This is a genomic window from Halorientalis persicus (genome assembly GCF_900110215.1).
GTDB classification, from domain to species: Archaea; Halobacteriota; Halobacteria; order Halobacteriales; family Haloarculaceae; genus Halorientalis; species Halorientalis persica.
Genome location: NZ_FOCX01000009.1, coordinates 99,274 through 125,850, shown reverse-complemented (window position 1 = coordinate 125,850; position 26,577 = coordinate 99,274). Strand labels below are relative to the sequence as shown.

The following is a 26,577-nucleotide window of genomic DNA, read 5'->3' as shown; positions in this document are numbered from 1 at the left end:
TGGCGCTCGTCGGCAGGGGGTGTCGCCTCAGCGGGTGGCGTCCCCGGCGGCGTCTTCGCGGAGGACCGTAATTTGATTCAGTGTCTCAACTGCTGACAGTGGGAGGTCACAGAATTCCTGTCGTGTCACGTCGGCTTAGACCGCTATCGCTGCACCGCTCATCGGGTCTTGTGAACGACACCGGCGACGTTGTTGGATCACTCCGCTCGGGCCAGCACCGCGAGGGCCTCACTGCCGCCAGTCGTGAGTGGCGTTCCGTGCCCGATACACGCCACGTCGAACGGCGGCGCCTCCTCGGACAGCCGGACGATACTCTCGCGGACGTCGCTGGTATCGTAACTCAGCGCCCAGCCCGATGCCTCGAGTGCACCGCCGGACTCGGACACTAGGTCGCCCAACAACCCGACACCCAGCTCCGCGCTCACATACGCGACGTGGCCCGGCGTATGGCCAGGCGTGTGGTAGGCGGTGAACGTCCCGATCGTCTCGCCGTCGTCGACGGTCTCGATGTCGAGTGCAGGATGGGTCATGAAGAGGCCGACAAGCCGCTGGAACGCGCCCTTGTGGTTCGTGAGCGGGGGCCTTCGACGGTTCCCCAGGATATCCGCGTCGAATGCCCCGGCATAGACTGTGGCGTCCAGTTCGGGGGTGAGCGATGCGAGGGTCCCGACGTGGTCGAGATCGTAGTGCGTCAGCAACACGCGTCCGATGTCACTGACCGCCACTCCGATTTCATCGAGCCCCTCGCGAAGCGAGTCCTCATCCCACGGCGTCCCGGCATCGACCAGCGTCGGGACATCATCGTCGACAAAATAGGCGTTGACGCCACGTAACTCAAACTGCCACACGTCCTCGGTCAGTGCTGTCACCATACCCAACAGTACGGCTCACGAGAATTTGAACGCTTGCATCTCAATACTCAGGTACTACCCAATCCACTAATCGACCCTTGACTATCGTGTCGGACCACGGTAATGCCACCCGGGCGTTCAAATCCCTCGACCCCTCAAGTACATGACGCTGGCGCACGTCCCCCGTCCATGGATAACGCTGACCGCCCAGTAGCAGTGGTCGTCGGGTCGACCAGAAACATCGGGCGTACCATCGCCGAGCGCCTCTCCGCCGACGGCTACCACGTCGTCGTGACCTCGAGACATGGGGAAGATGCCGAGCGGGTCGCTGCCGACCTCCCCGGAGAGGGCACCGGGTTCGAAGTCGACGTCACCGAACCCGCCGAGGTCGAGGGGCTCTTTGAGCACGTGGACGCGACGCTCGGCCGTCTCGACGCGCTCGTGAATAACGTTGCCTACACGGCGAACGAATCCATCCTTGACTGCGACCTCGAGACGTGGGAGCGGACGATACAGACGAACCTCCGGAGCTACTTCCTCACGACGAAACACGCCGCCACCCTAATGGACGACGGCGGTGCGATCGTAAACGTGACAGTATCGAGCACGCGCGGCCTGCCAGAGAAGTTCTCGTACATGACCTCGAAAGGCGGCGTCACGTACCTCACGAGAGCCGCCGCGCTCGATCTCATCGGCGAGGGGATTCGCGTGAATGCGGTCGGGAGCGGCCTCGTCGGCACGCCTGTCGGCTACGAGGAGATGGCGGGCCGCCCGGACGAGATCGATCGCATCCCCGCCGGGCATCCCGGCGATCCCGAGGACGTCGCTGCGGCCGTCTCGTTTCTCGTCTCTGATGACGCCGACTACGTCGTCGGCGCCAAGCTGGACGTCGACGGCGGCCTGGAAGCCTCCCTCTGACTACTCGCGGGTGACGCATTCGACGCGCTCGGTGGTGTCGTGAATCGCCGCGGTAACTATCTTGATACACTGAGAGAATCCCGCCCTTCCCGTGAGTGGCGAGTGTTCCGCTGGTCGGGACCGAGGAGGAACAGGTTGGGAAGGAATCACTCCCGGGCAACTACTCGACGGTCAGGCGAGCGTTGAGCGAGCTCGGTCCAGGATCTCCGTAAGCACGAGTTGTGGCCCCGAGTTTCCAATGTGCTCGACGTGGGTTCTCGCATCGCCTAACCGTCGGTCGAAACGATGGCGGATGTCGTTTGCATCAACGCGACGAACTGGAATGTGCGCTGTAGACCTGAATACTGGTGTCCCAGTGAGCAATGCTTCGCTACCGTTCTAGTTTTCAGTAGTATTTGGCAGTATCCGGGTAGAACCGGTGAGACTACTCGATTTGCTCTTGGCCGTCGACGAGGACCCGCTCGGCTAGATAGTCTTGGAGCTCCTCGTTGACCGTTGTCAACACGTCGTCGTCATCAAGAACGATCCACCGCGTCCGTGCGCCGTCGATTGTCGAGAGCAAATAACTGGCTGTCCGATTCGGATCGACGTCCTGGAAGACGCCGTCTTCGATGCCGCGCTCGATGATTCCCGCGAGGAGGGCCGTGAGTTCTTCGTTATTGGCCCGGAGCTGGGCCCGATACGCGTCACTATAGGGTGCTTGCGAACGCAGCTCCAGCATCGCCGTCTGGAACTCCTTGTAGTCGTCCGGGCCGAAGACCAGTTTCTCCAGAATCGTGGTCAACTGTGCCGCCGGGTTCTCATCGTCGCGTAGCTGGACTTTTTCGTGGAAACTCTCGAGGAGGTATTCGAGGAAGGCGACGAGCAGGTCCTGCTTCGTGTCGTAGTAGTAGTGGAGGGTCGCTTTGCTTTTTCCCGTCTCCTCGGCGATTGCCTTCATGGTGAGGTCAGCATATCCGTGCTCGCAGAGGGCCCGGTACGTCGCCTGCATGATCGCTTCGTGGGCCGCTTCGGTGTCGCCATCGCCCATCTTAACTAACTAGTTAGTCAGGATGTTCCAAAGGCATTACGGTTATGAGACGTTATCGAAGAGCTGATCGACCGAGTGCATCGACCCGACTGCAATCTCGCCAGCCTTCTGTTCGAGGAACAGCGTCGACGACGGCGACCGCTATAGGCTGTTCAGGGCGAGTGCCTCGGGGTTCGACCCCGAGGGTGAAGCCCGTCACCACGTTGAATTTGCCACGTCATGTATAGTGGTTTACCGACCGTGACGCGGGTTAAAGGCCTTAATCCGAAGCGGTCGTGTCGACTGGAAATGCGACACCTCTCAAAATCCGCTACTGGCGGTGCGACGGGAGTTGTCGGGTGGAGTGGAGCCACCGACCCTCACGGACCTGGTTGGTTCGGGTGTGACTTCCAGCCGACTCCTAGACTGAGAAGGTGGAGGGGAATTAGATTTACTTGTGGGAGCGGTGTGGTCCCAAGACGGTGAAGCCTCAGGGCTTGTCCCAGAGGTACTTCACTGTTCGATTCAGTGAGACACATCGAATTTGCGCTGCTGCCCGAGGTCGAGGAACCGCAACTCGACGTGGATCACGTCGTCTTCGCGGGTGACGTACTCAAGGTATAGAGGCGTCGAGAGGTGCCGGTTGGCCGTGCTCTTCGCGACGCCGAGGTCGGCCGCGAGTGCCGACGCCCTCGCGCGCCCGGGCGTTTCAGCGCCTCGACGACATCGAAGATGGTCGCGACGGTCCGGACCGTCCCCCCGCATCGTCGCCTTCGTCCGTGCTACGTGGCAGAATATCACACAATACATATCGTTCGATCTTCCGGAACGACGGCTGCCGACCAAACGCTTAACCACCGGCGTCGGTCACTACGCGCCATGACACGACCTGAAGCGGTGGCGAGCGAATTCGTCGCCGACCTTTCCTACGCGGACCTCCCCAAGAGCGTCGTCAAGACCGTCGAGCGGGCGTTCCTCGACACTGTGGGCGTGACGCTGGCAGGAGCCGTCGAGGGGGCTGGACGGACCGTGGCCTCGGCCGCGGAGATCACGCTCGGAGACGCCGCGGCCGGGACGCTGCTGGGCGTCACCACCGATGAGTCGCCGGCCGAGGCGGCGTTGCGGGTCGGGACCGCCAGTCACGCGCTGGACTACGACGACCTCTCGTGGGCGATGGACGGTCACCCAAGCGTGACGCTCGTACCGCCGCTGCTCGCGGTCGCCGAAATGGCCGACGCCAACGGCCGCGACCTGATCACCGCCTTCGTCGCGGGCTTCGAGACCGAGTGCGCCGTCGCGGGGCCGGTCAGTCCAGCTCACTACGAGGCCGGATGGCACGCCACGGCCACGTTCGGGACCTTCGGAGCCGCGGCCGCAGTCGCGCACCTGCTGGACCAGGACGCCGCGGCCATCGAACGCGCGCTGACCGCGGCCGCCTCGATGCCAGCGGGCCTCAAACGCAACTTCGGCTCGGAGACCAAACCCCTCCACGCGGGACTGTGTTCGCGGGCCGGCGTCACGGCGGCGCGACTCGCCCACGAGGGACTGACCGCCGACGACGCCGCGATCAGCGGCGAACGCGGATTCTGGGACCTGTACGGGCCCGACGAGCGCGGGACCTTCTCGATCGGCGAACGCTTTCGCCTCCGTGAGGAGGGAATCCACGTCAAGGCCTTCCCTTGCTGTTATTTCACCCACACGGCCATCGCAGCCACCCAGGCGCTGACTGCGGACCTGGCCCCCGACGCTGTCGATCGCATCGAGGTCGCGGCCGCCCGGGGCGCTGCCGACGCGCTCCACCACGCGGACCCCGATACCGGGCTTGAGGCGAAGTTCTCCATGGAGTACTGCGTCGCGAGCGGCGTCGTCCGCGACCGGGTCGGGCTGGCGGCGTTCCGCGACGACGCCATCGACGACCCCGGCGTCCAGCGCGTCCGCGAGCGGGTCGCCTTCGACGTCGACGAGTCGCTGCCCTACGACTCTCACGCGTCGGTGGTCCGGGTCGATACCACCGACGGGACGCGCGAGCGCCGCCAGGAGGACCCGCCGGGGACTCACGAGAACCCCCTTTCCGACGGGGAACTGCGGACGAAGTTCGCGGAGTGTGCCGGCGTTGTGCTGACTGAAACCGCCGTCGACACGCTCTACGATCGGCTCTCCTCGCTCCGGACCGCCGAGGACGCGACCGCGGCAGTGACCGTCGACGGACAGTAGTCCGTGCCTTTAATATCTGCTCTCATACAGGTTTAAGTGGTCAGATGGTACAGCGAGACACGGTACGGCTCACCGACCAGCAACGGCTGGTCCGGGACTCGATACGGGACATCTGCGACGACTTCGAGGCGTCGTACTGGCGCGAGAAGGACGCCGCCGGGGAGTACCCACAGGAGTTCGTCGACGAACTGGCCGACGGAGGCTGGTTCGGGGCGCTGATCCCCGAAGAGTACGACGGGGCCGGTATGGGGACCGAGGAGGTCATCGTCATGATGGAGGAGATCGCCGCCAGCGGCGGCGGGTTCAGCGCCGCGCAGGCGGTCCACGGCGCAATCTACAACACCCCACCGCTGGTCAACTACGGGAGCGAGTCCCTCAGGGAGGAACTCCTGCCGAAACTTGCCAGCGGCGAGGAGGTGATCCAGTCGTTCGGCCTCACCGAACCGAACGCGGGGTCTGACTCCACATCGATAGCGACCCGCGCCGAGCGCGACGGCGACGAGTACGTCGTCAACGGCCAGAAAATCTGGATATCGCGGGTCGACGCCAGCGACTACATCCTCCTGATGGCCCGGACGACGCCCAAAGGAGAGGTCGAGAAGCGCACCAGGGGCATCTCGATGTTCCTGATCGACTTGGAGGAGGCCTTCGACCGGGGCGGGCTGACGATCGAACGGATCGACAAGACCGCCAGCAACTTCGTCCACTCCTACGAGATGTGGTTCGAGGACCTCCGCTTGCCGGCGGACCGCCTCGTCGGCGAGGCAGACGAGGGCTTCTATCAGATGCTCGACGGCCTCAACGAGGAGCGGCTGGTCATCGCTGCCGAGTGCGTCGGCCTCGGCGAGGCAGCACTCGAAGCGGGCGTCGATTACGCCGCCGAGCGGGAGGTGTTCGGCCGCTCCATCGGGAAGAACCAAGCGATCCAGCACCCGCTAGCGGAGGCCTACGCCCGGGTCCAGGCCGCCAAACAGACGACGTACAGCGCGGCCACAGCCAGCGAACGGGACGGCGACGCAAAGGCCGTCGGGGCGCGGGCGAACGTCTCAAAGTACCTCGCAGCCGACGCGGCCTTCGAGGCCGCCGACGCGGCGGTCCAGGCCCACGGCGGCTTCGGCGTCGCCCGCGAGTACGATGTCGAGCGGTATTTCCGGGAGGCGCGGCTGACGCGGCTGGTCCCGATCACCCAGCAGCTCGTGCTCAACTACATTGGCGAGAACGTACTCGATCTGCCCCGCTCGTACTGATAGACGACACCGAGAGACCAATGACAGACACCGACGATACCACGAACGGCGAACAGGACAGACGACTGGTCCAGGGCTGGCAGGGCCGATTCTTCGAGGACTTCAGCGTCGGCGACGTATACAAACACCCCTACGGGCGGACGGTGACCGAGACGGACAACGTCTGGTTCACCAACCTGACGATGAACCTCAACCCGATGCACTTCAACGAGGCCTACGCTAGCGAGACGGAGTTCGGCGAGCGCCTCGTCGATGGCACATTCGTCATCGCGCTCGCGGTCGGCATGAGCGTCGTCGACGTCTCGGCCAACGCCACGGCGAACCTCGGCTACGATAACATCCGCCACCACGCGCCCGTCTTCCACGGCGACACAATCTTCGCCGAGAGCGAGGTGATCGACACGCGCGAGTCCGAGTCCCGCGATCACGTCGGTATCGTCACCACCGAACTCCGCGCGTACAACCAGGACGACGACCTCGTCCTCTCGCTTGAGCGGACGCCCATGGTATTGAAACGTGAGTCCGCCAACCCTTCCGCCGCACAGCCGACGGGGTGGCCCGACGGCGTCGGCACCCAACCGGAGGACCTGAAGTGAGTCACCTCTCCCGCACCGAGGGCGACCTCCCGACCGTCGACGCCGCGACCGCGGCCGTACGGATCGCGGCCGACGCCACCCTGCTGACGAGCGGGTTCGGCAGCGTCGGTTACCCCAAGGCCGTCCCGCTGGCGCTGGCGGACTCTGACCGGGACCTCGCGCTCACCGTCGTCAGCGGCGGGAGCGTCGGCGAGGAGATCGACGTGGCTCTCGTGGAGGCCGACGCCATCGCCAGGCGGTTCCCCTACCAGGCGCGCCCGCAGGTCCGCGATGCGCTCAACGACGGGCGAATCGCCTTCGCCGACCGCCACATCTCGACGCTCGCCGACGACGTGGGCTTCGGCGACCTCGCCGAGGCCGACGTGGCCGTCGTCGAGGCCGTCGCCGTCGGCGAGGACTGGCTGATCCCCTCCACGTCGCTCGGGCACACGCCGGCCTGGGTCGACCACGCCGACGAACTGATCGTCGAACTGAACCGTTCACAGCCGCTGGACCTGGCGGCGTTTCACGACGTGTATCGGCCGGGGCTCCCGCCGGATCGCGATCCGGTCCCGCTTTCGAGCCCCGGCGAGCGGATCGGGGGGTCCCGGATCGAGTTCGATCCAGATTCCCTGACTGCGGTGGTCGAGACGGATCACCGCGACGAGCCCTACGAGTTCCGCGATCCGACGGAGACTGACCGGGCGATCGCGGACAACCTCCGGGCGTTCCTCGAAACGGAGGTCGAGCGCTCACCGATCCACGGTGATTCGGTGCGCCTCCAGTTCGGCGTCGGCAGTCTCGGCAACGCCCTGATGAGCGCGTTCGGCGACGCGGACTTCGGCGACCGGGACCTGATCTACTACGGCGAAGTGATCCAGGACGGCCTGCTCGACCTGCTCGATGCGGGCCAGCTCAAGTGTGCGAGTGCTACGTCGCTGGCACTCTCGGCCGAGGGCCAGGACCGCCTGTTCGCCGACGCCGACCGGTACGCCGAGGACGTTGTCCTGCGACCCGCAGACGTGTCCAACAGCCCCGCGCTGATCGACCGGTTCGGTGTGATCGCGGTCAACAGCGCTCTGGAAGTGGACCTGTACGGGCACACCAACTCCACGCATGTCGACGGCTCGATCGCGCTCAACGGGATCGGCGGGAGCGCCGACTTCACCCGCAACGCCGCGCTGTCGGTGATCGCACTTCCCTCAACGGCAGCCAGCGGCGACGTCTCGCGGATCGTCCCGATGGTGCCCCACGTCGACCACACCGAACACGACGTCGACGCCGTCGTCACCGAACGCGGTGTCGCGGACCTCCGGGGGACCAGCCCCCGCGAGCGCGCTCGTCTTCTAGTCGACGAGTGTGCACACCCCGACTACGGAGACCGCCTGGAGTCGTATCTCGACCGCGCGCTGACGGGCGGCGGGCACGAACCCCACGACCTCGATACCGCCTTCTTCTGGGACGGGTGAGGTCCCGCCGGCTCCGGGCGTGCCAGCGGGAAAAGAGCTAACCCGGTGTGGTGGATCGAAGCGCCAGTTGACGCCGTCGCAATCGACGTAGTGGAACGAATACATCCCCAGTTCGCTTCACTGGATATCGAGCCGAGCGCTCTCGGCGTCGTCCAACCCATCGCTGAGACTGATCTGCAGTTCCGTGGGGGCGACGACGTCGTCGTACGCCGTTTCGTCGACGAGCGACTCGAGTTCGAACCACAGGTCACATTTTGTCGTTCTGCTCGTGGACTGCGAGGACGGGCGTTGTTACACGCCGGAGGACTCGTTCCGTCGTACTTCCGAGGAGATACCGCTGGACGCCACGGCGCCCATGGGTCCCCATCACGATAAGGTCGATGTCCTGCTCGTTTACGTATGCGAGAATCTCCTCGTCGGGGATCCCGCGTCGGACCGCCGTGACGATGTCGACGCCTCGTTCACCTGCCGTCGTTTGGATGTCCTCGATCGCGTGTTCGCCGACCGCCTCAAACCGATCGAAGAGTCGGTGGACATCGGCGTCGAGACTCACCTCATCGAGACTCGCGTCCGTTGCGAGTTCGGCGATCGCCGCATCGTCGACGACATACAGGACGTGAATCGTCGCATCGGTAAGTCCGGCAATCGTGCATGCCTCCTCGAGCGCTCGGCGCGCTAGGTCGCTGCCATCCGTCGGAACCAAAATCCGTGAATACGCCGAGCCATTCTTTCTGCTCGCTCCATCGTCGTCGGTGTGAGTATCAGTCATAGCCCCCCTCGTGAAAAGATCGACCGCCACCCACACTCGGCTGCCGTGAACTCAGTGATGAGCTCCTGTACGCTGACGAAGAGTCGTTCGTCCTCTGTCTGGTCGGCCGAAAGCGACTCGCTCAGAAGGTCCATAAATGCTTCTACCTCGTCTATGGCCGTTGAGGGGTCGTCGTACTCAGCGACGACGAAATCGTGGCGGTTGACCGATGCTTTCTCCTCGATAGTCGAGGCGCGAAGCTGAATGGGTCCCGTATCTTCCTTTGACTGGGAGTGGAGGCCAACGAGGATGCGCTTCGAATCAGTTACATCGTACACGTAGACTTTCGCCCCGTCGAGATCACCTCCGGACGCTGGTGACCATCCAGCAGGGAGACTGACTGACTGGTTAGTCATAATCGAATATTGGGACAGACCAGACTTAGGTGTTCTGACAGTGGCCCCTCCCCGGAGCGAACGCCGGGATTTCCTGCTGGTAGAATGATCTGGGTTAATCATCCGTCGCCGTTGATTCGGACGCGTCAATGTCAGGCCCGCGCTCTGTGAGGTCGGCCTCTCGCCAGGTCCCGCGCTGATACCACAGGTAGGCGATCACGGCCCCAGCGATGTTCGAGATGGCGAACGCCAGCCAAATGCCGGTCTCACCGATCGCCCCGGCCGCAACCCAAGCGATGGGTAAGCGGATCACGCCGAGCATCACCACAGAAATCGCTGCGGCGGTCAGGGTCTTCCCGGCCCCCCGGAAGCTCCCCGTGTACGCTCGCATTACACCGATGAAGCCGAAGGTGAGCGCGACGTAGCGCAAGAACTCTTCGGTCACACCGACGACAGCGGGATCCGTCGTGAACACGCTCGCAATCGGTGCTGCACCAACCCACACGAGGATGCCCGCTCCGGAGAGAACGCCAAAGAGGACTTTCGCTGCCAGGCCGGCCGCCTGCTCGGCACGGTCGGGTTTGTCCGCGCCGATGTTCTGTCCGGTCATCGTCTCGACCCCGCGGGCCACCGCGACCGCCGGCAGGAAAATCACCGAAAATACGCGCGTCCCGATCCCGAAAGCGGCGACGACCGTCGTCGGGAACATCCCCACGATGAACAACAGCAGGTTGATCGAGAGTGCACGACCCGTGCCTTCGATAGATGCAGGGAGCCCGATCCGAACCAGCCGCCGGAGATACGTGAGATCGGGTGCCATATCGCGCAGATTGATCTGCACACCACGAGTGCCCTGGAACATGATCGCGAGTCCGACCAGCATCGCGAGCCCACGTGAGAATACGGTCGCGATTGCAGCACCCTCGATCCCGAGCTCAGGTAACGGCCCCCAGCCGAAGATCATGAATGGGTCCAGGACGATATTGAGGACCACCGAGCCGAACATCACGAGCATCGGAGTGATCGTATCCCCGTAGCCCCGCATGAGCGCGATGAAAACAAAAAAGCCGAACATGAAGGGCAGCCCCAGTGAGATGACCTCCATGTAGCTGGTGGCCATTGGGAGGACAGCCGGAGATGCACCGAGCAGTCCAAGCAACTCCTCGACGAGGACGTATCCGACCGCGCCGAGGAGAATCGACGCGAGAATCGCGAACGTAATCGTCTGCGAGGCCGCGTATTCGGCCTCGGCTTCTTCCTCGGCCCCGGTATGCTGTGCGACGAGGACGCTACCAGCGACGGAAAGACCCATTCCCAGCGAAATGAGCAAGAACACCATCGGGAATGCGAAGCTGATCGCCGCCAGTGCATTCGTGCTGTATTGGCCGAGCCAGAACGTGTCCGCGAGATTGTATGCGGTCTGGAAGAGGTTCGTGATGACGATTGGGAGCGACAGGAAGAACAGAGGCTTCCCAATGCCCCCCGACGTGAGATCGAACTCCTCGTGCCCCTTGAACAGAGAACTCACCCGTTCTCGAACGCTCATCACGGCCACCTCCGGGTGAACTGCGACCAGGTGCCCAACGTTGTACGGCTGCCGGTCAGTGCTGGGATGAGGGTAGTAGGCCCGTCACCAGCTAGAGCTAATCGGGGACCGTGGAATCGAGATATCGACAGATTCCAACGTCCCGGTCTGCGGTGAGCAGCAACTGTGGAGGTCATCAGGTGTTCTCAGTATTGACTAACTGGTTAGTCAGTGAAAGGCCTTCGGATTTCGGACACAGCGATAGCGGATGTACCGATTGGGACAAGACGAAAGCACCATCCGTCGTTCTGGAAGAACCCACGGGTGATGGACTCGATTTCGTCAGGGACGTCGCCGGAATCGACCTTCCCTGATTGCGTGTTGTTGATATCGACAGGGAAGTCGTCGATTGAGACGTTGTCGACTCTCTGTTGTTGACTCACGGTTGTTACCCCTGAGGACTCTCAATGGAGCCCTCGCCCTCTCTGGGTGCGAAAAACACCACTCGAGGCAACACGCTAGGGGGGAGTAGATACTCTGTTCGTTGTTGCGCTTTTTAACGTTTGACATACTCCTCCGCGTGAACGCGGGGGAATCCCGAGCGGTGGGAGTTTCAGGTGTGCAGTCCAGTCACCGGACCACTAGACCTTTCGGGCACGGGTAGTCCCACGGTATCGGACTGGTGGACTGCTGGCCATGCCAAGTGGCCGTTACCCCTATCCTCAGCCATGTACGGCGTCCCGGTGTTGTTTTTGCCACGGGGACCCCAGCAGGCGTCGGCAGACTTGGGGGTACCTTTTGAGTCGCTGTGAGCAGTCGGCACAGAGGCACACCCTACGAGGATGTGACGTTCACCGCCTGCTCTTTCGGATACTGTCGTCCGAGAAGCGGAGCTTCTCGTGATCACTGAAATCTTCGATTTCCGAACGACCTCGTTACGTGGGCGGACAGGCCGCCTCCGAAGGACGGGTCGGAATCCGCTCCGTTCCGACTGATTCCTACTCACAAGTTGGGCGGCCTATCACTTAAACGTCACCGTGGGAAACTCAGGGCAGGCGGTTGAACGGTGGTCTGTTTCCCGAAGTGACGGCGCGTATCCACGCCGTGAACGGCGTGGTATTTCGCCTGTTCAGTCTATAAATTAGCTGAATAGCAGGCGCTAAGCCCCCTTCCTCAAGGAGCAACGCAGGGAGCGGAGCGACCGAGTAGCGCAGTAGGGAGGGGATACAGCGCCTGCTATTCAGCTCAAGGAGCCGCCGAAGGCGGCGAGTAGGCAGGGGTAGTTCACACTCGGAGCCGCGTTCTGAGGATTGCACCATCCTCCGGAGAATCACTCGCGAAGTTGCAGATATAGAGATCATTACTGGATGGCCTAAACAGTACATCTGACGGGAATACAAGTCCGTCATCGCTGGTAGCTAACACCGTCGTGTCGCCATCCTCAGTGACTCGAAGGATTCGATTCTGACTGTTCGCAGCGACGTAGATAGCACCGTCTTGAGCCGTGATGCCATCCGCGCCGAAGACGGCCTCCCCCTCGAAGAATGTCGTCGCGTTACCGGCACTGCCGTCTGATTGGACAGGTACTTCTATCAGTCGGCCGGTCTGGTTCGCTGCTCGCGTTACAGCGACATAGATTGTTCCGTCGGCGGTGCGGGTAATTCCATTAGCCCCGAAGCTCTCAGTACTTAATCGGTTATCGTCGAGCCACGTCTCGCGAGTGCCATCTTTGCTCACTGCATAGACCAGACCATTACTCGACTCTGTGACCAACACCCGGTCCTCATCGCTGTCATAGAGGATGTCATTGGGGAACCCACTTATCTGGACGAGTTGATTCGCCTCACTGTCTGGTGGGATAGTCCAGACGCCAGCACGGTCGTCTTGAGTTGCAACAGCCACAAAGACTGTTCCATCAGGTCCGACTTCAACACCTATAGCCTCTGGGAGCGTCCCGACCTGCTCTGTGTCGTCGATCGTCAACCCGGTATCACTGAGGCGCTCTGCTGGCAACCGTCGGACTTCACCAGTAGTGATACCGAAGTAGAGCGCCCCGTCGCTATCGAAAGCGAGGTTCTCTGGAACTCGCTCGCCGGGAATCGACACAACTGTCTGTACAGTGTCCGTTGCAGTCGGCGATTGCGTCTCTGATGGTGTCCCCGTCACCTCGGTCGGCGGTGCGGTCGTCGTCGAGGTCGAGTCAGACTCCGCACAGCCAGCTACTCCGAGTGTGATAGCGACGCTAGACGCTAACAGTCGACGGCGTGTCAATCGATTCGAAGACACATTGGTGGTTAAGGACCTTATGCTATTGAGCTCTTTCATAGTAATTATTTCTAGCGACTACTATAGCCCGACTCTCAAAAAAATAGAAATAAAAGGCCGAAGTTGTACGCGCGGTCAAGGCGACTGCCCCGGGGCTTGACCCCGGGGTGCGTTCACTGTAGCAGCCTATTTGTCTGACTGTTCAGCAACCGTACGTGGGGCTGGCTCTGAAGTCCAAAGCTCTTCAATCACATCAGACAAGCGACCGAGAACAATCAGTGTTGGTGGCAACGTTGCGATGGCCGCCACGAGCGTCAGGAAGATGACGCCAACAGTAAGAAAGCCAAAGTCCGAGAGCATCGGGAAGGGTGACAGCGTTAGCGCTGAGAACCCAAATATCGTCGTAAGACCAGAAACGCTAATGGCTTTACCAACGCGTGCTCCAGCCGTCTCAACAGCATCGAGACGTGACACACCAGCCTGCTTGACTTCCTCGAAGTATCGCTCCATGACGATGATCGTATACTCTGCGCCGATGCCGACAGTCATCGCACCAAGCGATGCGCCTAATGGCGATACTGGAATCGAGAGTACGGCCATGTATAGGTTCTGCCAGCCGATCACGAACAGCATCGGAACCAGTGGAGCAACGGCACGGAGCAGATTCCGGTAATAGAGCAATAGGGCTGCAAAGACAAGCACAACCCCAAGCCCTGTGGTGAAGTTCCGCTGTTCGATCTGGGAGATGATTGCTGGAGTCGCAGCTGCTGCTTGGCCAGTGATCTCAGCCTCAACTCCAGCAGGTGGTTGACTCAGATCTGTTGCTGTGTCAACATTATCGAGGAGGTCCAGTTGCTCCTGGGTGTTCATATTCTGGGCACCGATAACTGTGATGTGGGCATACCCGTCGTTGTAGAAGCGCTGTTTATCCTCTGCTGGAATCCGGGCTAGGGTTCGGTCGACACCACCCTTAGTTTTGGGCAGTGTTCCGTTATTGTATTCCTTGATCGTCGTTGCTGGCGTCTCCATTCCTGTGATCAAGGGTTTCCCGACAGCCACAGCGCGATAGCGCTCCATCCAACGTAATGTCTCTGGATCTTGAAGTTGGTCGCCACTCACCAGGACACTATACTGAACACTGCTGCCACCACCAGTTTCTGACCGGAACTGCTGCAGATCAGTCAGAGCAGGGAGATCCTGTGGAATGAACTCCTCGGTATCAGCCAGCGTCTCCAGATCAGACCCCGCATAGAAGCCACCCGTTGTGAGGATAAGTGCAATACCAAGGACAGCAAAGGGATGCGACGCCATAATTCGAGAGATTCGTCCAAGGGTTTGTCCCATCGTGCCAATATCAGACTGCGTGGTTGACGCAGTGTCGTGGGCTTGCTGGTCTTTAGCATCTGGCGATGCTGCTGTGTCTGACGAACCCTCATCCGGCTTCCGCCACCGTGTATATAGCGTTAGAAGTGGTAGTAGTATTAGTATCGCAGCTATAAATGTGAGGAGTACACCAAGTATGGCAGTCTGGGCGAACCAGACAAAGGCTGGCGTTCCAAGCGTCGAGAACCATGTCGCCCCAAACCCGAGGGCAGCTGCGATAACAGCGATCAGAACCGGTGGTCCGATACCACTCAACGCCTTTGGTAGTGCTTTTTTTGGTGGAGCGTTGCTGAGTTCCTCTTCATACCGTTCATGGAACTGGACTGAATAGTCAATCCCCAATCCGATAAGAATCGGGAACACAGCGCTTGTCAGCGTCGAGTTCGGGACGCCAGCATACCCCATCGCTCCGAACGTCCAGATGACGCCAGTAAAGACAGCAACAATTGGAAGGAGACGTAGTCGAACCCCGCGGAACAAGAAAAACAGAGCAATAATCATTAGACCAACCGCCAGCCCCAAGAGTTGTTGTGTACTCTGCTGGATTAGCGACGATAGCTGTGCCGAGAAGGCTGGTTGGCCTGTGATCGTGACTTCGATATCACTCGGGAACTGCGCCCAATCACGCGCTTCTGTGGCCTTCGTGTAGACTGGCCGGGTTTCTTGCTGGCTTAGATCCGAGCTGAGAACGGTGGTTACAATCGTGGAGTCAGAGGTCCCAACGACTGCCCTGATTTTTGCCTCCGAATCCGGAATGCGTCCATACTCACGACGAACGCGATCAGCAGGACTGACAACCTGCTCTACGTTCTCAGTCTGTGACAGCCGCCGATCATAGCGATCGATCGCCCGCATTGTTGCAGGCTCTGAAACCTCACCTCTGACTAGTGTTGCAACACTCCCACGATCAAATGTCTCCTGATAGGTATCGAGTGTCGGATTACTGCCAACGAAGGCTTCGGTGCCAGTAACATTTTCAATCTGTGCAGCGCCAGTGATGGCAATTCCAACCAATCCAATAGCGAAGAGAAGCGTGAGGACTGGCCGGGCTTGAATGGTCTTTCCCAACTTTCGGAAGAGATCGCGAAGGTCCCACATCGTTGGTTCTACTATCTCCGTTTATAGACGACAAATCCACCAGCGAGAATAATCCCACCCGCAAGGAGGCCAACTGGGAGGAACGGAATCCCACCGGATGATTCCTTGACAGGCACACCTACAGAGAGTGAGCCTGTAAAGCGTGTATCGCCATCCTGTTCGTCATATCGAACCTCAATCGAGGAACTGTATGACTTGTTGAGTGCATCGTCTGTAGCGCTGACTTGGAATGTTGCAGACACAGTTTCGTTCGGTTCAACCCTTCCAAGGTAGGCACCATCATCAGATGCCGAAAGTGGGTCACTCGTGAATAGTTTCGCATTTGCATTCTTGACAGGCTCAGACCCAGTGTAACGCAGGCTCACAGTGAGTGTGCCGCTTCCTCCAGATGCAACTGAGGTGTTAACTCCTACAACCTTGAACCGATCGCGTTCTGGTTCGATCTGGAGCGATTTTCGGATTGGCGTCGAAGTTGTGAGCACATCACCATCGGCGTTTTCGTACTCAACTGTGTAGCTAAACGACTGGGTACTTGGCTCGACAGATGGAGGAATATCTACAGTAAATGAGATAGGCACTGCGTCGCCGGGACCGAGATCACCGACTGCAGACTCACCGTTTGTGATAGTGATCCCCTGTTTTTGATTCATCTGGACAACGGCGTTATGGACAGTACTATCACCCTCGTTAACTAGCTCCCCTTGGATTTGTGCTTCTGGCTCGTCAACGCGGAAATCCGTCGTGGACAGGTTCTGAAGGGTGAATTTACGCTCCGATTGAATAGTTATCCCCGTCTGTAGCTGATCCGATGTTTCAGTAATTCCGTTGTCATTCTCGTATTCGGCAGTTACTACAATTGGGTATGTACCAGCCGAGACATCGGTGCTGGCTCCCATCTCAGTCGAGAGGCGGCGTGTCTCATTTGGCGCAAGCGAGGACAGAAACACGGATGTGGTCTGTGAGGGGCTAGCCCCCGTCCCGAAGTAGACCCCGGATGTCTGTGTCGATAGTGTAACGCGTGTATCGGTCGCTTCTCTGGTTCCAGTGTTTTTGAGCGAAAACGCAAATTCACCATTGTCGCCTGCATGGATAGCATTGGTATCAGTGTCGACGATGCTGAACTGAGGTTTATCTTCTATTGTAATTGTGATGTATTGTATGTCATCGTCTTCTGATTCTGTACGTTCTGTATCACGATACGGTCCATATGTAATCGCACGAGTGTGCTCATACGAAACCTCGACAGGAATCCGATATGTACCTGGCTTCGCATCGCCGATCTCAAGTTGGTATTGTAATGATGCGGTCCCACCACTAGCTAACCTGCTGACAGTCTGAGACCCCGTTTTGATATCAATCGGCGCATCAATGCGATCCTCTAAGACTTCAATCCGCATGTTACGCGCCGTTTGGACTTCCTGTTCGTATTCTGGTTGTCCACCTTTGCGGATTTCCCCATCATTGGTGACACTCAGTGACAGAGTCTGTGAGGAGCTAGCCTCGAATGTCGCATCAGGCGATGAAATACTGATCTCTGGCTCGCCTGTTACGAGATTTTCAGCTGCTACTACTGGAAGTGGTACTGTAGCCAGTGCAACCAGCACTGCAACAATAATAATCATATGCCGGGACGATACATATGAGTATGGTAACGTACGTGACATTTGTTTCAAGAAGTCGGTGACTTAGTTGTGCTGCATCAACGAAAATCCGTTTGACAGCTGATCGTGACGATGCGAGTTTAGTTGCCTTTCTAAGTCTATGTTACTGTAGAATGCTGGCTTAGTGATGGCCATTGGCTATAACAGGACTAACGAACGCTTGGTTGATTAAAAATTTTTATATTCAGCTTCGCGAACTGGTGACCGGAATCTTCACAATCTCGTTCCTCAACTACAATAGTATGGTTTCGGAAGATCTCTTTGCTGATCCGCCAACGGATACACAAGAAGAGATACTGCAGGCTGCATTTGAAGTTTTACAGGAAGAGGGATATTCTGGACTCTCTATCAAGCGTATTGCAGATGAAGTTGGTTTGCAGAAGGCATCTGTCTATCATCACTACTCAGACAAAGACGATCTACTATTATCATTTGTTGAGTATGTTCTTGACATGATCGAATCAGACCTAATTCAAACATCAGATATAGATCCAAAAACGCACTTAGAAGCCATCTTAGATAGCATATTATTAGGTGAACGTGCTTCTTCATCTGCTGTTGAAATTAACCCCCCATCTGATGATCTACTTAGAGTTTTCATTCAGGTTCGGGCACAAGCAACTCATGATCCGGACTACAGAGATCGAATTTTAGCGATTGATAACCGTCATGAGGAGCACTTAGCAACGATTATTCAGCGCGGGATTGATGAAGGTGAGTTCAGAGACGTAGATCCAAATCATGTCGCTACGACACTGAGTACGTTTATTCTCGGTACATTTTCTCGACGTGCAACAAGAACCCAACCAGACCTAACACCAGTTCACCAGAGTATCCATTCCTATCTTGAAAACGGTGTATATAATTGAGCAAAGATAGCAATCGGCGATCCGAAGAACATTCGTGCTGATGAAGACTGGGGTAGACCCTAATATCCCAACGTGGGAATCCCACGGCTTCACAGTAGGCCGTGTGAGGATGTCACAGAGCGGCTAGCAGCCGCCGTAGGTTTCGACGGCGCCAGTCAGTCCATACTCGTGAGGACGTCCTCGACGAGATGGTCAATCGTTTCGGGATCGTTCCGCTCGGCCCGGACCATGACCATCTCGGCACCGAGCTCGTCAAACGTCTCCAGCCCATCGAGCACCTCCTCGGGAGTGCCAACGAGCCCCCGGTGATCGTCACGGGGTGTCGGGTCAGCAGCCGCGGTCTCCCGCTGGAGGCGCTCGTAGGCGTCATGCGCTGCCTCGGCCGAGTCACGAATGACTGCCGTCTGCAGGACGGTCTTTTCGATCGCGTCGAAATCCGTGCCGAACCGCTCGCAGTATTCCGCAAGGATCCCGAGCTTCCGCTCGAAGGCATCAGGACTCACTCCCGGGACGTTCCACCGGTCGGCGAGGTCGGCAACAGCCTTCAGGAGCAGATCCTCGCCACCCCCGCCGACCAGTACGTCGGGTCCACCATCCTGTACGGGCTTGGGTTCCAGATACAGGTCCTCGACGCTGTGCCTGTCCGTCTCGTGGCTCAGTGGGGAGGACTTGCGCCACATTGCCTGGACGAGCGAGACAGTGTCCCGGAGATCGTGGACGCGTCGTTCCGGATCGGGGTACTCGAAGCCGTAGGCGTCGTACTCCTCTTCGAACCAGCCGGCACCGATCCCGAATACCGCCCGCCCGTCGCTGGCGTGGTCGAGCGTCGTCAGCTGGCGGCCAAGCATGGCCGGGTTCCGGTAGTGGGGACTAGTAACCAGCGCGCCCATCTCCATCCGGTCAGTCTCCCGAGCGACGGCCGGGAGGGTCGTGTACGCGTCGAAGTAGGGTTCGTCGCGCTGTCCAACGAAGGGCAACTGCCAGAGGTGGTCCATCGTCGAAAACCAATCGAAGCCGGCCTCATCGAGCCGTCGCGCCAGCGATATCGCCGATTCAAACGCCGACGCATCGCTTTCGGGAAAGTGAAACGACGCACAGTGATAGCCGAGTCGCATACAAACAATGCGGACGAGTACCCCAAAAAATCCCCTGATAGAATCGCCACGGATTCTATCGAAAAACCCGAGATGACAGTCTTTTTCGGCATCCAAGACATAAGACCGGTGTTATGTCTGATACGATGCGTGCCGTAATCGTTCCGGAAGCGGGCGGGGACTTCGAACTCGTCGAACGTGACGTTCCCGACCCCGGCCCAGACGAGGTCAGGATCGCCGTTGAAGCCTGTGGAATCTGTCACAGCGACGTCTTCGCCAAGGAAGGAACGTATCCAGGAATCAGCTTTCCCCACGTCCCCGGTCACGAGATCGCCGGTTGCGTCGATGCGACGGGTGAGGGCGTCACCACCTGGGCCGAGGGCGACCGAGTCGGCGCAGGCTGGCACGGCGGCCACTGTTTCACCTGCGAGCCCTGCCGCCGCGGGAACTTTCTCCAGTGTGAGAACGGCGAGATAACGGGCATCACGTTCGACGGCGGGTACGCCGAGTACGTGACCGTTCCGAGCGAGGCCGTCGCAGCGGTGCCCGAGGAGCTTGATGCAGCCGACGCCGCGCCGCTGCTCTGTGCCGGCGTCACGACGTTCAACGCCCTGCGGAACAGCGACGCCCGACCGGGCGACCTCGTGGCCGTCCAGGGCGTGGGAGGTCTTGGCCACCTCGGACTCCAGTACGCCCACGCCGCCGGCTACGAAACCGTCGCGATCTCACAGAGCCCCGATAAGGAGGACCTCGCGCGCTCGCTTGGTGCAGACCACTTCGTGAACGCCGCCGAGACTGACCCCGCCGAGCGGTTACAAGCCCTCGGCGGCGCACAGGTCGTCCTCGCCACGGCCCCCTCCAGCGACGCCATCTCATCGGTGGTCGACGGCGTCGGCATCGACGGCTCCGTAGTCGTGGTCGGCGTTCCCGGTGGCCCTATCGAGGTAGACGCCAACACGCTTGTCCAGACCCGCGGCGGCGTTGAAGGGTGGGCCTCCGGCCACGCCCGTGACTCCCAAGACACCCTGGAATTCAGTGCGCTGCGCGACGTGTCCCCCGAAATCGAGACCTATCCGCTGGACCAGGTCGCGGCGGCCTACGAGCGCATGGTCGAGAATGAGGCGCGGTTCCGGGTCGTCCTAGAACCCTGAGCGAACGCTGCCGACAAACACTGCCGCAATAGTCGAGACCGTGTTTCCACCGGTCAACCGCAAGAGTTCGGCGTGGAACACATTCATAATCGGAACGCTACAACACCACCCCGTATGAGTAGTAAGTTAGGCGGCTTGACGTTCGAGCGCCTCGGACATGCTTCGGTTCGAATCGAAACCGACGACGGTCGCGTCCTCTACATCGACCCCTGGAGCGACGTTCTCGACGACGAACCCCACGACGGGGATGTCGTGTTCAGCACTCACGACGACCCCGACCACTACGACCCCGACGGGATCGACGCCGTCGCCAGTCCCAACGCCACGGTTGTCGCCTACGAGACCATCGACACTACAGCACTCGATAGGGACGTCATCGAACTCCCGTACGGCGAGTCGGTTACAGTTGGTGGCATCGATGTCGAGGCGGTCCCCGCATACAATGCGGCGGACGGGCCGCACGTCGACGAGGACGGCGCCCCGTTCCACGCCGAAAGTGAAGTCGTCGGCCTCCTACTCGACATCGACGGCACGACCATCTACTTCACGAGCGACACTGACTTTCTTCCAGAACACGAGGGGATTCAGGCTGACGTGTTCATCCCACCGATTGGTGGACACTTCACGATGGACCGCCACGAGGCCGCCGAGTTCGCCGTATCGGTCGACCCAGATCTTGTCTTACCCGTCCACTACGACACGTTCGAGGCCATCGAAACCGACGCCGAGGCGTTCGTCGACGACCTCGAAACACGAGAGATCACCGTCGATCTGTTCTGAGTTCCGCAGGCCATTCTTGGGCAGGCGGTCCCTGTCACTCCTCAGTCTTGGCTGGCTACAGGGAGCGGTTCGTACGGTTCCTCGAGGGACTCAATCTCCGAGTTCGAGAGACCGAGGTCGGTCGCCCCAACGGCATCTTCGAGGTACTCGATCCTGGTGGTACCGATAATCGTAACGTCGATCGTGTTCTGCCGGAGGAACCATGCGAGATCTATCCGTGCCATCGTCACCCCCGCCTCCGCAGCGAGTTCCCCAAGCTGTTCGTCGATCATGTCGCCACCACCCTGGAGATGGGGCATGTCATGGAAGTAGGATATGGTCTCACCGCACGTTGCCCCGTCCAACTGTTCGTGCTGGCGGGCCGGGGCGCCGCGTGCGAGCGGACTCCACGGAGTGGGGCCCAATGGCCTCCTTTTTCGCCAGCGGGAAATATCGCATCCTCTCGGTGGAGCCCGTTGTAGTGGTGCTCTTGGTCGCGAACCGTTCAAGACCGGGTGTGTCCCTGCTGTGTAGCACGTCTACGAACTGGTAGGTCCACATCGCCGATGCAGCCAGGTGCGAAGCGTCTGTTCGATTGGCGTCTGTAGTCCCTAACGATACTTGGTAGAGGTCAATTGCGTCCACCCAGCAGCTCAAGGCTGTATGAGCGTTCATGTTTGATCGCCCTGTACGAGTGCCTGCTGGAGGTTCGGATGTTCTTCGCGGTCGTCATCCGATAGCATTCATCTGTAGCCGTCGATACCTTCGGAAGATCGGGGGTGAGTTGTCCGAGTGACGAAAACCGGGACCTGTAATTAGAGAGAGTCAAAACCCCAAATATTCGCTTCTACAGATAAGCGTCCGCCAGTAACTACCGAAGATTGACTCGCATTCGCCGGTAGAGTAATCGTTCGCTGTGTCGAAGAAGTTCGTCCGGCTCTGGTGAATCGCTGGACCGCGTCGGCCTGGACCGTTAGAACTAGGAGTAAGAAGCGGGAAACCGGCGATGTCCATGTCGAAGATCTCCCGCTTCACGAGCAAAGTCGTTCAGTTGGCTAAAAATGCTGTTGGTGGGCAAGGCGAAGTCGCCGCCCCCGAAGGGGGTGGCGGCTTCGCCGAGTCTGCGGTGCTGTCGCTGCACTTTCTGCGGGTTTACCTGGAGAAATCCTACCGAGAAGCACTTGATTTGCTGAGCGAGATGCCACATATTCTCGGGGAGATCGGCCTCGAAGCGGCCGATCTCCCACATTACTCAACGCTAGTGAAGTGGTTTGACAGGATCAAGACAGCACTCTGGCGAGTGCTGCTGCGCCATTCGGCGCAGCTGCACGACCCGAGTGGACACGCCGCCATCGACGCGACGTTCTTCGACCGCGAAAACGCCAGCAAACACTACTGCCGCCGGACGAATTACCGGGTTCAAACGCTCAAAACAACAGCTCTCGTGGACACAGACAGTCACGCGATTCTGGACGTTCACTGTACGACCGAGAAAACGCACGACACACAGCTCGGCTGGCAGGTCGCCCGCCGTAACGCGGGCGACCTTGCCAGCCTCGCCGCCGACAAAGGCTACGACTGGATGGATTCGCGCGAAAAACTCCGCGAAGAGGGCGTAAGACCGCTGATCAAACATCGTGAGTTCCGGCCCATCGACCACGCGCACAACGCGCGGATCGATGGGCCTCGATACCGCCAACGAGCGATGTGTGAGACCGTTTTCTCGACGATCAAGCGCACGCTCGGCGACACCGTGCGTGCGCGAACTTGGTACGGTGAATTTCGAGAACTCGTCTTGATGTGTGCAGTTTACAACATCACGCAGGCAGTGAACCAGTGAAATCAAGTTCCGTCTGGCGATTCACCACGGCCGACCGTTGCGAACGGCCGGTTCCCCCTGAAACTGATCACGACGCCGAGATTGCGACCACTGCAGTTGTGCCCTGGCCGACTGAGGGCTTTCTCGGCTTCGAGAGGGTCGCTGATCCGGGGCGGCGCATCGTATTCGATTGGCGGTCGCCCGTACGAATCGTCAGCGAGGTGGTGTCGAACAGCGTCTTTGAGGTCTTGGACACTGCTGGAACGATCGATCGCGAGCGGGACTTGGTTGACCATCGCTCCAATCGCGAGGACACAAGAAAAAGAGATCATAAGACGGATGGCTAACAAATTAGTGAATCTAGTTAATGAATGCGACTGCTGATCTTACGACGCAACAACAACGGGCTTTGGAGTTGATCCAGGAGCGGGGCGAAATCACCCAGAGCGAACTTTGGAAAGCGCTAGACGCCAACAGTCGGGCAGGCAGTCGCCTTGCGACTGCGCTTGCCGAGAAGGGATTAATCGAACGAACCGAAACCACGCGAAATGGGCGACGGACCTATCTTCTATCGCCAACGGATGCCCAGACAGCAAACACTGACGAGTCACCCGACGAGGATTCTCAGACTCGACAATCGGCAACCGAGGAGGTATCTCAACCTGCGTCCAGTGCAGCTGGGGACTCACAATCGGACTCCCAACAGGACCGCGCTCTCGAATTGATCAAGGATCGCAGAGCCCTCTATCAGAGCGAGTTGTGGAAGGAACTCGACGTGAGTAGTCGGACTGGAAGTCGGATCGCCAGCAAACTCGAAGAAAAGGGAGAGATTCGACGTGAAGCGACTGTCCACAACGGGAACCGAACGTATCTGCTCCGCCCTGCAAAGAAGGATCTTGACTTTTCGCTGTTGATGGCTGGCGACAAGATATCACCGTTGGTGGGTAATGACGGAGAGATCGACCCGATCACATCGGATGAACTCTCTGAATGGATATTCCAGTTGGTTCAAAATCAGTAGCGCTGTTCTGTCGGTGTAGGCAATATAGAGAGTGTATGCAGCAGGAAACGCAACTCATCGCTCAGTAGGTCTGGATGTGGGCGACGGTGTCCTCGTACTCACTCCCGTCCAGATCCTGTAAGAGATTTCCATCAGCGGTGTAGGCTATCTCATCCCGTTCGACGGCGAGTGCCACATAGGCAGCGTCGTACGCCGTGATGTCCACAGCATTCGTGATCTCCGCGATGGGGCCGACCGACCCGAACGCGACAAGTTCGATACCGTAGTTGTCCAGCGAGTGTGCGGCCTCGCGAAGGCGCTCACCATCGTAGTGGCCGCTGTAGTTGAGTGCATTGACGGCCTCGAAGGGCATGAGCGCCGGTGCGCACAGGTCGTGTTTGCCGTTGAGGAAATCGTCACGAAGTGTTCGGGCTTGCTCGTGATGCTGTTCGGGAATGTACCACTTCACGACAGTGCTAGTGTCGACGACGATGTCCGCCATCAGGTCTGTTCCTCTCCGTATCGGGTGTCGCGGAACTCACGGATCTGTTCTGCCGTGTTGGTCGTCGCCACCTCGTCGGCGTCGACGGCACTGCTCAGTCGCTCGCTGGTCGCAACTGCGTGGGCGATATTTCGCGATTCCAGACTGTGTAGTTCCTCCTCGATGTGGTCACGGAGGACTGCACTCCAGTTCACCTCGTCGTGTTCTTCCATCCGTGCTTTCACCTCGTCGGGCACACGGAAACTGACACTCCCCATGGTGTATTACATGTGCTATTGTAGTATAAGTACTACGCCGTGTCCAGCGCGCCCGTCAACGAAAGGTTAGTGTTGAGCGATCTGGGGGAGGTCTGGCTGTTCCATGGCTTCGACTTGTTCCCGGAACCAGCCAGGCATCCGATCTCGAGTTTGGTTGAAGAGGTCCTCAAAACTTGTGTCGGCTACGTACGTTGCGCCCCAGTCGTCTGGGGACCGGACAACTCGTCCACAGGCTTGCATGACGGTCGCGAGCGTTGTCCCGTAGTACCATGCCCAGTCGCCGTTCTCGTTGACTCGTTTGTCGACGGTGGGGTCCATCGTATTCGGGTATGGCGCTTTGCAGAGGACTTGCCACCGAGCGAGATCGTCCTTGAGATCGAGCGCTTCCTCCATCTTGACACTCAGGAAGACGTCGGGGTCGCTGGACCGTTTCCAATCAGCGAGCGCGGGGTCTCGGTCGGCGCTATCGTGATCTCTGAGCCGGGATGTGCCGGCGATATATGTAAGATAATCATACAGTCTCTGTTGAATTCCATACGAGTGGCAGTGGATCAGCCCCTTTTCGTCCGGGTGTTTAGCCATGACCCTCGCGATGGCTTCGGCAATGTCTGGAATTGTCTCGTCGCGCTCGTCCATCGTCATCTTCCCCTGCATGATATCGTATAGGGGCCGGTGTTCGAGGGGGAACGTGTGATCGATATCGACCAGCGCGACTCGATCGGGGTCGAGTCCGACTTCCCGGCAGAATGACCGACGGCTGAGAATCGTTGCTGACAGCAGGGCGAATTTGTTGCCTCGGTCCCACAGTGTGTGGTAGAGCAGGCGTTCGGGGTTGATCGGCTTGACCGTCACGGCGCCGTCGTCTCCCTGACTGACGTGCCACTGCGTTTCCGTCTCGGAGTTGTGGTACTCGTTGAGGAACCACGAGAGGTCTCGCAGGAGGCGCTCGGTTTCGTTCAGCTGGGCCCCTTCGTCGGGATTGAGGTTCGGTTTTCCTTTCAGGTCAATCCTTGTCTGCTCCAGTTCGGCGTTAATGTGGCCGGCGAACTGGGCGGCGTCGGTGATGCTGTTGATCGAGGGGGTTGGAATCCGATTCCAGTTCGGCACGGTATCGGGACCGAGCGTGATGGAGCCGTACATCTCGGCCCACTTGGGGAGGCCGTGGGCTTCGTCGATCACGATCACGTCTCGGTCCTCGAAGATGCCAGTGATAGCAGACTCGAGAAACAGGGCGAGCGTCATCGCGGCAAAGCGGCCAGTCTCTGCCACTTCCCGATCCTCGTAGTAGGGACAGCGGTGCTTGATGTCACAATCGAAGCTACTCTGCAGGTTGCAGGGGGCTTCGTGAACGGGGACACCGTCGGAAACGTCGGGATGAATGCAGTCGTAGTTGCCTTTCCCCTTCAGGACGTCAAAATCTGAGAGTAACTCGTCTTCGGCGACGTCGTCGATCTGGGACACCTGGGGCGTGGTGTAATAGGCATCTGTGGCGGCATCATCACTGTCAACTTCCGAAGCGTGATCTGCACACCCGGCGATGGCGCGGGCCAAGAGACTCTTCCCACTGCCTGTCGGGGCTCGGATCAGGACCACGTCATTGCCGTCCTGGTACGCCTTCTTGATTTGGGTGAGTGACTGCTTCTGATAGCCGCGATAACTCGGCGCGGGAAACTCCTGGTGGATACGACCCGGCTCCATCTGATTATTGTAGCTGATTATCCCGGTGTCTGTCAATCTGTCGGTAGCTGTTCTTGAGCTTCTATTTTGT

The 26,577-nt window shown here is 59.3% G+C and carries 24 protein-coding genes and 2 pseudogenes; 11 read left to right on the top strand and 15 right to left on the bottom strand.

What is annotated here, in order from left to right:
* Positions 1–197: 197 nt before the first annotated feature.
* Positions 198–872, bottom strand: coding sequence for an MBL fold metallo-hydrolase (locus BMX17_RS11575; RefSeq protein ID WP_092660146.1), 675 nt, complete (start codon positions 870–872; stop codon positions 198–200).
* 168 nt (positions 873–1,040) lie between these two features.
* Here BMX17_RS11575 and BMX17_RS11570 point away from each other — a divergent pair, with 168 nt between their 5' ends.
* On the top strand, positions 1,041–1,769 hold the full coding sequence (locus tag BMX17_RS11570) for an SDR family NAD(P)-dependent oxidoreductase (protein ID WP_170845399.1): 729 nt from the start codon (positions 1,041–1,043) through the stop codon (positions 1,767–1,769).
* Between the two features lie 424 nt (positions 1,770–2,193).
* Here BMX17_RS11570 and BMX17_RS11565 read toward each other — a convergent pair whose 3' ends face one another.
* Together BMX17_RS11565 and BMX17_RS11560 are read right to left on the bottom strand one after the other, a co-directional pair.
* Positions 2,194–2,799 (bottom strand): TetR/AcrR family transcriptional regulator, encoded by a 606-nt coding sequence (locus BMX17_RS11565; RefSeq protein WP_092660142.1) that lies wholly within the window; start codon positions 2,797–2,799, stop codon positions 2,194–2,196.
* A 504-nt stretch (positions 2,800–3,303) separates the two neighbouring features.
* Complete coding sequence (locus tag BMX17_RS11560) at positions 3,304–3,543, bottom strand: helix-turn-helix domain-containing protein (protein ID WP_092660140.1); 240 nt, start codon at positions 3,541–3,543, stop codon at positions 3,304–3,306.
* A gap of 114 nt (positions 3,544–3,657) precedes the next feature.
* On the opposite strand from BMX17_RS11560, the gene BMX17_RS11555 reads away from it, so the two are divergent.
* The 4 genes from BMX17_RS11555 to BMX17_RS11540 are packed head-to-tail and all read left to right on the top strand — an operon-like array spanning position 3,658 to position 8,283.
* Entirely contained in the window at positions 3,658–4,992 is a 1,335-nt protein-coding gene (locus BMX17_RS11555) for an MmgE/PrpD family protein (protein WP_092660138.1), read from the top strand.
* Between the two features lie 44 nt (positions 4,993–5,036).
* Positions 5,037–6,239, top strand: coding sequence for an acyl-CoA dehydrogenase family protein (locus BMX17_RS11550; protein ID WP_092660136.1), 1,203 nt, complete (start codon positions 5,037–5,039; stop codon positions 6,237–6,239).
* Between the two features lie 20 nt (positions 6,240–6,259).
* Positions 6,260–6,835, top strand: a complete 576-nt coding sequence (locus tag BMX17_RS11545; RefSeq protein WP_092660134.1) for a MaoC family dehydratase — start codon at positions 6,260–6,262, stop codon at positions 6,833–6,835.
* Positions 6,832–8,283: an acetyl-CoA hydrolase/transferase C-terminal domain-containing protein gene (locus tag BMX17_RS11540; protein WP_170845398.1), complete on the top strand. Its 1,452-nt coding sequence runs from the start codon at positions 6,832–6,834 to the stop codon at positions 8,281–8,283. The genes BMX17_RS11545 and BMX17_RS11540 overlap by 4 nt, the downstream gene beginning before the upstream one ends.
* A gap of 54 nt (positions 8,284–8,337) precedes the next feature.
* On the opposite strand, the pseudogene BMX17_RS27500 reads toward BMX17_RS11540, so the two are convergent.
* The 7 genes and pseudogenes from BMX17_RS27500 to BMX17_RS11500 form a co-directional block, all read right to left on the bottom strand.
* Positions 8,338–8,532, bottom strand: a pseudogene (locus tag BMX17_RS27500) (hypothetical protein); the annotation flags it as partial.
* Positions 8,531–9,082 carry a universal stress protein gene (locus BMX17_RS11530; RefSeq protein WP_244514993.1) on the bottom strand — a complete coding sequence of 184 codons (552 nt, stop codon included), beginning with the start codon at positions 9,080–9,082 and terminating at the stop codon, positions 8,531–8,533. The pseudogene BMX17_RS27500 and the gene BMX17_RS11530, both read right to left, overlap by 2 nt.
* Entirely contained in the window at positions 9,049–9,447 is a 399-nt protein-coding gene (locus tag BMX17_RS11525; protein ID WP_092660128.1) for a hypothetical protein, read from the bottom strand. The genes BMX17_RS11530 and BMX17_RS11525 overlap by 34 nt, the downstream gene beginning before the upstream one ends.
* A gap of 94 nt (positions 9,448–9,541) precedes the next feature.
* Entirely contained in the window at positions 9,542–10,972 is a 1,431-nt protein-coding gene (locus BMX17_RS11520) for an MATE family efflux transporter (protein ID WP_092660216.1), read from the bottom strand.
* Positions 10,973–12,235: 1,263 nt separating this feature from the next.
* Positions 12,236–13,222, bottom strand: coding sequence for an SMP-30/gluconolactonase/LRE family protein (locus tag BMX17_RS11510; protein ID WP_244514992.1), 987 nt, complete (start codon positions 13,220–13,222; stop codon positions 12,236–12,238).
* Positions 13,223–13,402: 180 nt separating this feature from the next.
* Entirely contained in the window at positions 13,403–15,697 is a 2,295-nt protein-coding gene (locus BMX17_RS11505) for an efflux RND transporter permease subunit (protein ID WP_092660123.1), read from the bottom strand.
* 11 nt (positions 15,698–15,708) lie between these two features.
* A complete protein-coding gene (locus tag BMX17_RS11500; RefSeq protein ID WP_244514990.1) occupies positions 15,709–17,301 on the bottom strand; it encodes a COG1361 S-layer family protein in 1,593 nt (530 codons plus the stop codon).
* Positions 17,302–17,600: 299 nt separating this feature from the next.
* On the opposite strand from BMX17_RS11500, the gene BMX17_RS11495 reads away from it, so the two are divergent.
* Positions 17,601–18,227, top strand: coding sequence for a TetR/AcrR family transcriptional regulator (locus BMX17_RS11495; RefSeq protein ID WP_092660212.1), 627 nt, complete (start codon positions 17,601–17,603; stop codon positions 18,225–18,227).
* A 155-nt stretch (positions 18,228–18,382) separates the two neighbouring features.
* On the opposite strand, the gene BMX17_RS11490 is transcribed toward BMX17_RS11495, so the two are convergent.
* Positions 18,383–19,342 (bottom strand): LLM class flavin-dependent oxidoreductase, encoded by a 960-nt coding sequence (locus BMX17_RS11490; RefSeq protein WP_092660119.1) that lies wholly within the window; start codon positions 19,340–19,342, stop codon positions 18,383–18,385.
* 125 nt (positions 19,343–19,467) lie between these two features.
* On the opposite strand from BMX17_RS11490, the gene BMX17_RS11485 reads away from it, so the two are divergent.
* On the top strand, positions 19,468–20,472 hold the full coding sequence (locus BMX17_RS11485; RefSeq protein WP_092660210.1) for an alcohol dehydrogenase: 1,005 nt from the start codon (positions 19,468–19,470) through the stop codon (positions 20,470–20,472).
* Positions 20,473–20,586: 114 nt separating this feature from the next.
* Positions 20,587–21,252 (top strand): MBL fold metallo-hydrolase, encoded by a 666-nt coding sequence (locus tag BMX17_RS11480; RefSeq protein ID WP_092660117.1) that lies wholly within the window; start codon positions 20,587–20,589, stop codon positions 21,250–21,252.
* 41 nt (positions 21,253–21,293) lie between these two features.
* Here BMX17_RS11480 and BMX17_RS11475 read toward each other — a convergent pair whose 3' ends face one another.
* Positions 21,294–21,656 carry an aldo/keto reductase gene (locus BMX17_RS11475; RefSeq protein WP_170845396.1) on the bottom strand — a complete coding sequence of 121 codons (363 nt, stop codon included), beginning with the start codon at positions 21,654–21,656 and terminating at the stop codon, positions 21,294–21,296.
* A gap of 587 nt (positions 21,657–22,243) precedes the next feature.
* Between BMX17_RS11475 and BMX17_RS11470 the strand changes: the two genes are divergently transcribed.
* The 3 genes and pseudogenes from BMX17_RS11470 (at position 22,244) to BMX17_RS26950 (ending at position 24,071) form a co-directional block, all read left to right on the top strand.
* On the top strand, positions 22,244–23,071 hold the full coding sequence (locus BMX17_RS11470; protein WP_092660208.1) for an IS5 family transposase: 828 nt from the start codon (positions 22,244–22,246) through the stop codon (positions 23,069–23,071).
* A gap of 346 nt (positions 23,072–23,417) precedes the next feature.
* Positions 23,418–23,597, top strand: a pseudogene (locus tag BMX17_RS26955) (helix-turn-helix transcriptional regulator); the annotation flags it as partial.
* A gap of 174 nt (positions 23,598–23,771) precedes the next feature.
* A complete protein-coding gene (locus BMX17_RS26950; RefSeq protein WP_244514999.1) occupies positions 23,772–24,071 on the top strand; it encodes a helix-turn-helix transcriptional regulator in 300 nt (99 codons plus the stop codon).
* A 61-nt stretch (positions 24,072–24,132) separates the two neighbouring features.
* Here BMX17_RS26950 and BMX17_RS11455 read toward each other — a convergent pair whose 3' ends face one another.
* From BMX17_RS11455 to BMX17_RS11445, 3 genes are all read right to left on the bottom strand, one after another.
* Entirely contained in the window at positions 24,133–24,552 is a 420-nt protein-coding gene (locus BMX17_RS11455; RefSeq protein WP_092660109.1) for a type II toxin-antitoxin system VapC family toxin, read from the bottom strand.
* Positions 24,552–24,809 (bottom strand): hypothetical protein, encoded by a 258-nt coding sequence (locus BMX17_RS11450; RefSeq protein WP_092660107.1) that lies wholly within the window; start codon positions 24,807–24,809, stop codon positions 24,552–24,554. Before BMX17_RS11450 ends, BMX17_RS11455 begins: the two co-directional genes overlap by 1 nt.
* A 66-nt stretch (positions 24,810–24,875) precedes the next feature.
* Positions 24,876–26,507 (bottom strand): ATP-dependent DNA helicase, encoded by a 1,632-nt coding sequence (locus tag BMX17_RS11445; RefSeq protein WP_092660105.1) that lies wholly within the window; start codon positions 26,505–26,507, stop codon positions 24,876–24,878.
* Positions 26,508–26,577: the final 70 nt, after the last annotated feature.

What these genes read in the sequence shown, in the direction of transcription:
- BMX17_RS11555 (WP_092660138.1), top strand. Translation starts at nt 3,658, where the DNA reads ATGACACGACCTGAAGCGGTGGCGAGCGAATTCGTCGCCGACCTTTCC.
- BMX17_RS11545 (WP_092660134.1), top strand. Translation starts at nt 6,260, where the DNA reads ATGACAGACACCGACGATACCACGAACGGCGAACAGGACAGACGACTG.
- BMX17_RS11550 (WP_092660136.1), top strand. Translation starts at nt 5,037, where the DNA reads ATGGTACAGCGAGACACGGTACGGCTCACCGACCAGCAACGGCTGGTC.
- BMX17_RS11455 (WP_092660109.1), bottom strand. Translation starts at nt 24,552, where the DNA reads ATGGCGGACATCGTCGTCGACACTAGCACTGTCGTGAAGTGGTACATT.
- BMX17_RS11445 (WP_092660105.1), bottom strand. Translation starts at nt 26,507, where the DNA reads ATGGAGCCGGGTCGTATCCACCAGGAGTTTCCCGCGCCGAGTTATCGC.
- BMX17_RS11570 (WP_170845399.1), top strand. Translation starts at nt 1,041, where the DNA reads ATGGATAACGCTGACCGCCCAGTAGCAGTGGTCGTCGGGTCGACCAGA.
- BMX17_RS11520 (WP_092660216.1), bottom strand. Translation starts at nt 10,972, where the DNA reads ATGAGCGTTCGAGAACGGGTGAGTTCTCTGTTCAAGGGGCACGAGGAG.
- BMX17_RS11575 (WP_092660146.1), bottom strand. Translation starts at nt 872, where the DNA reads ATGGTGACAGCACTGACCGAGGACGTGTGGCAGTTTGAGTTACGTGGC.
- BMX17_RS11485 (WP_092660210.1), top strand. Translation starts at nt 19,468, where the DNA reads ATGCGTGCCGTAATCGTTCCGGAAGCGGGCGGGGACTTCGAACTCGTC.
- BMX17_RS11495 (WP_092660212.1), top strand. Translation starts at nt 17,601, where the DNA reads ATGGTTTCGGAAGATCTCTTTGCTGATCCGCCAACGGATACACAAGAA.
- BMX17_RS11490 (WP_092660119.1), bottom strand. Translation starts at nt 19,342, where the DNA reads ATGCGACTCGGCTATCACTGTGCGTCGTTTCACTTTCCCGAAAGCGAT.
- BMX17_RS11470 (WP_092660208.1), top strand. Translation starts at nt 22,244, where the DNA reads ATGTCGAAGATCTCCCGCTTCACGAGCAAAGTCGTTCAGTTGGCTAAA.
- BMX17_RS11560 (WP_092660140.1), bottom strand. Translation starts at nt 3,543, where the DNA reads ATGCGGGGGGACGGTCCGGACCGTCGCGACCATCTTCGATGTCGTCGA.
- BMX17_RS11505 (WP_092660123.1), bottom strand. Translation starts at nt 15,697, where the DNA reads ATGTGGGACCTTCGCGATCTCTTCCGAAAGTTGGGAAAGACCATTCAA.
- BMX17_RS11565 (WP_092660142.1), bottom strand. Translation starts at nt 2,799, where the DNA reads ATGGGCGATGGCGACACCGAAGCGGCCCACGAAGCGATCATGCAGGCG.
- BMX17_RS11480 (WP_092660117.1), top strand. Translation starts at nt 20,587, where the DNA reads ATGAGTAGTAAGTTAGGCGGCTTGACGTTCGAGCGCCTCGGACATGCT.
- BMX17_RS11450 (WP_092660107.1), bottom strand. Translation starts at nt 24,809, where the DNA reads ATGGGGAGTGTCAGTTTCCGTGTGCCCGACGAGGTGAAAGCACGGATG.
- BMX17_RS11525 (WP_092660128.1), bottom strand. Translation starts at nt 9,447, where the DNA reads ATGACTAACCAGTCAGTCAGTCTCCCTGCTGGATGGTCACCAGCGTCC.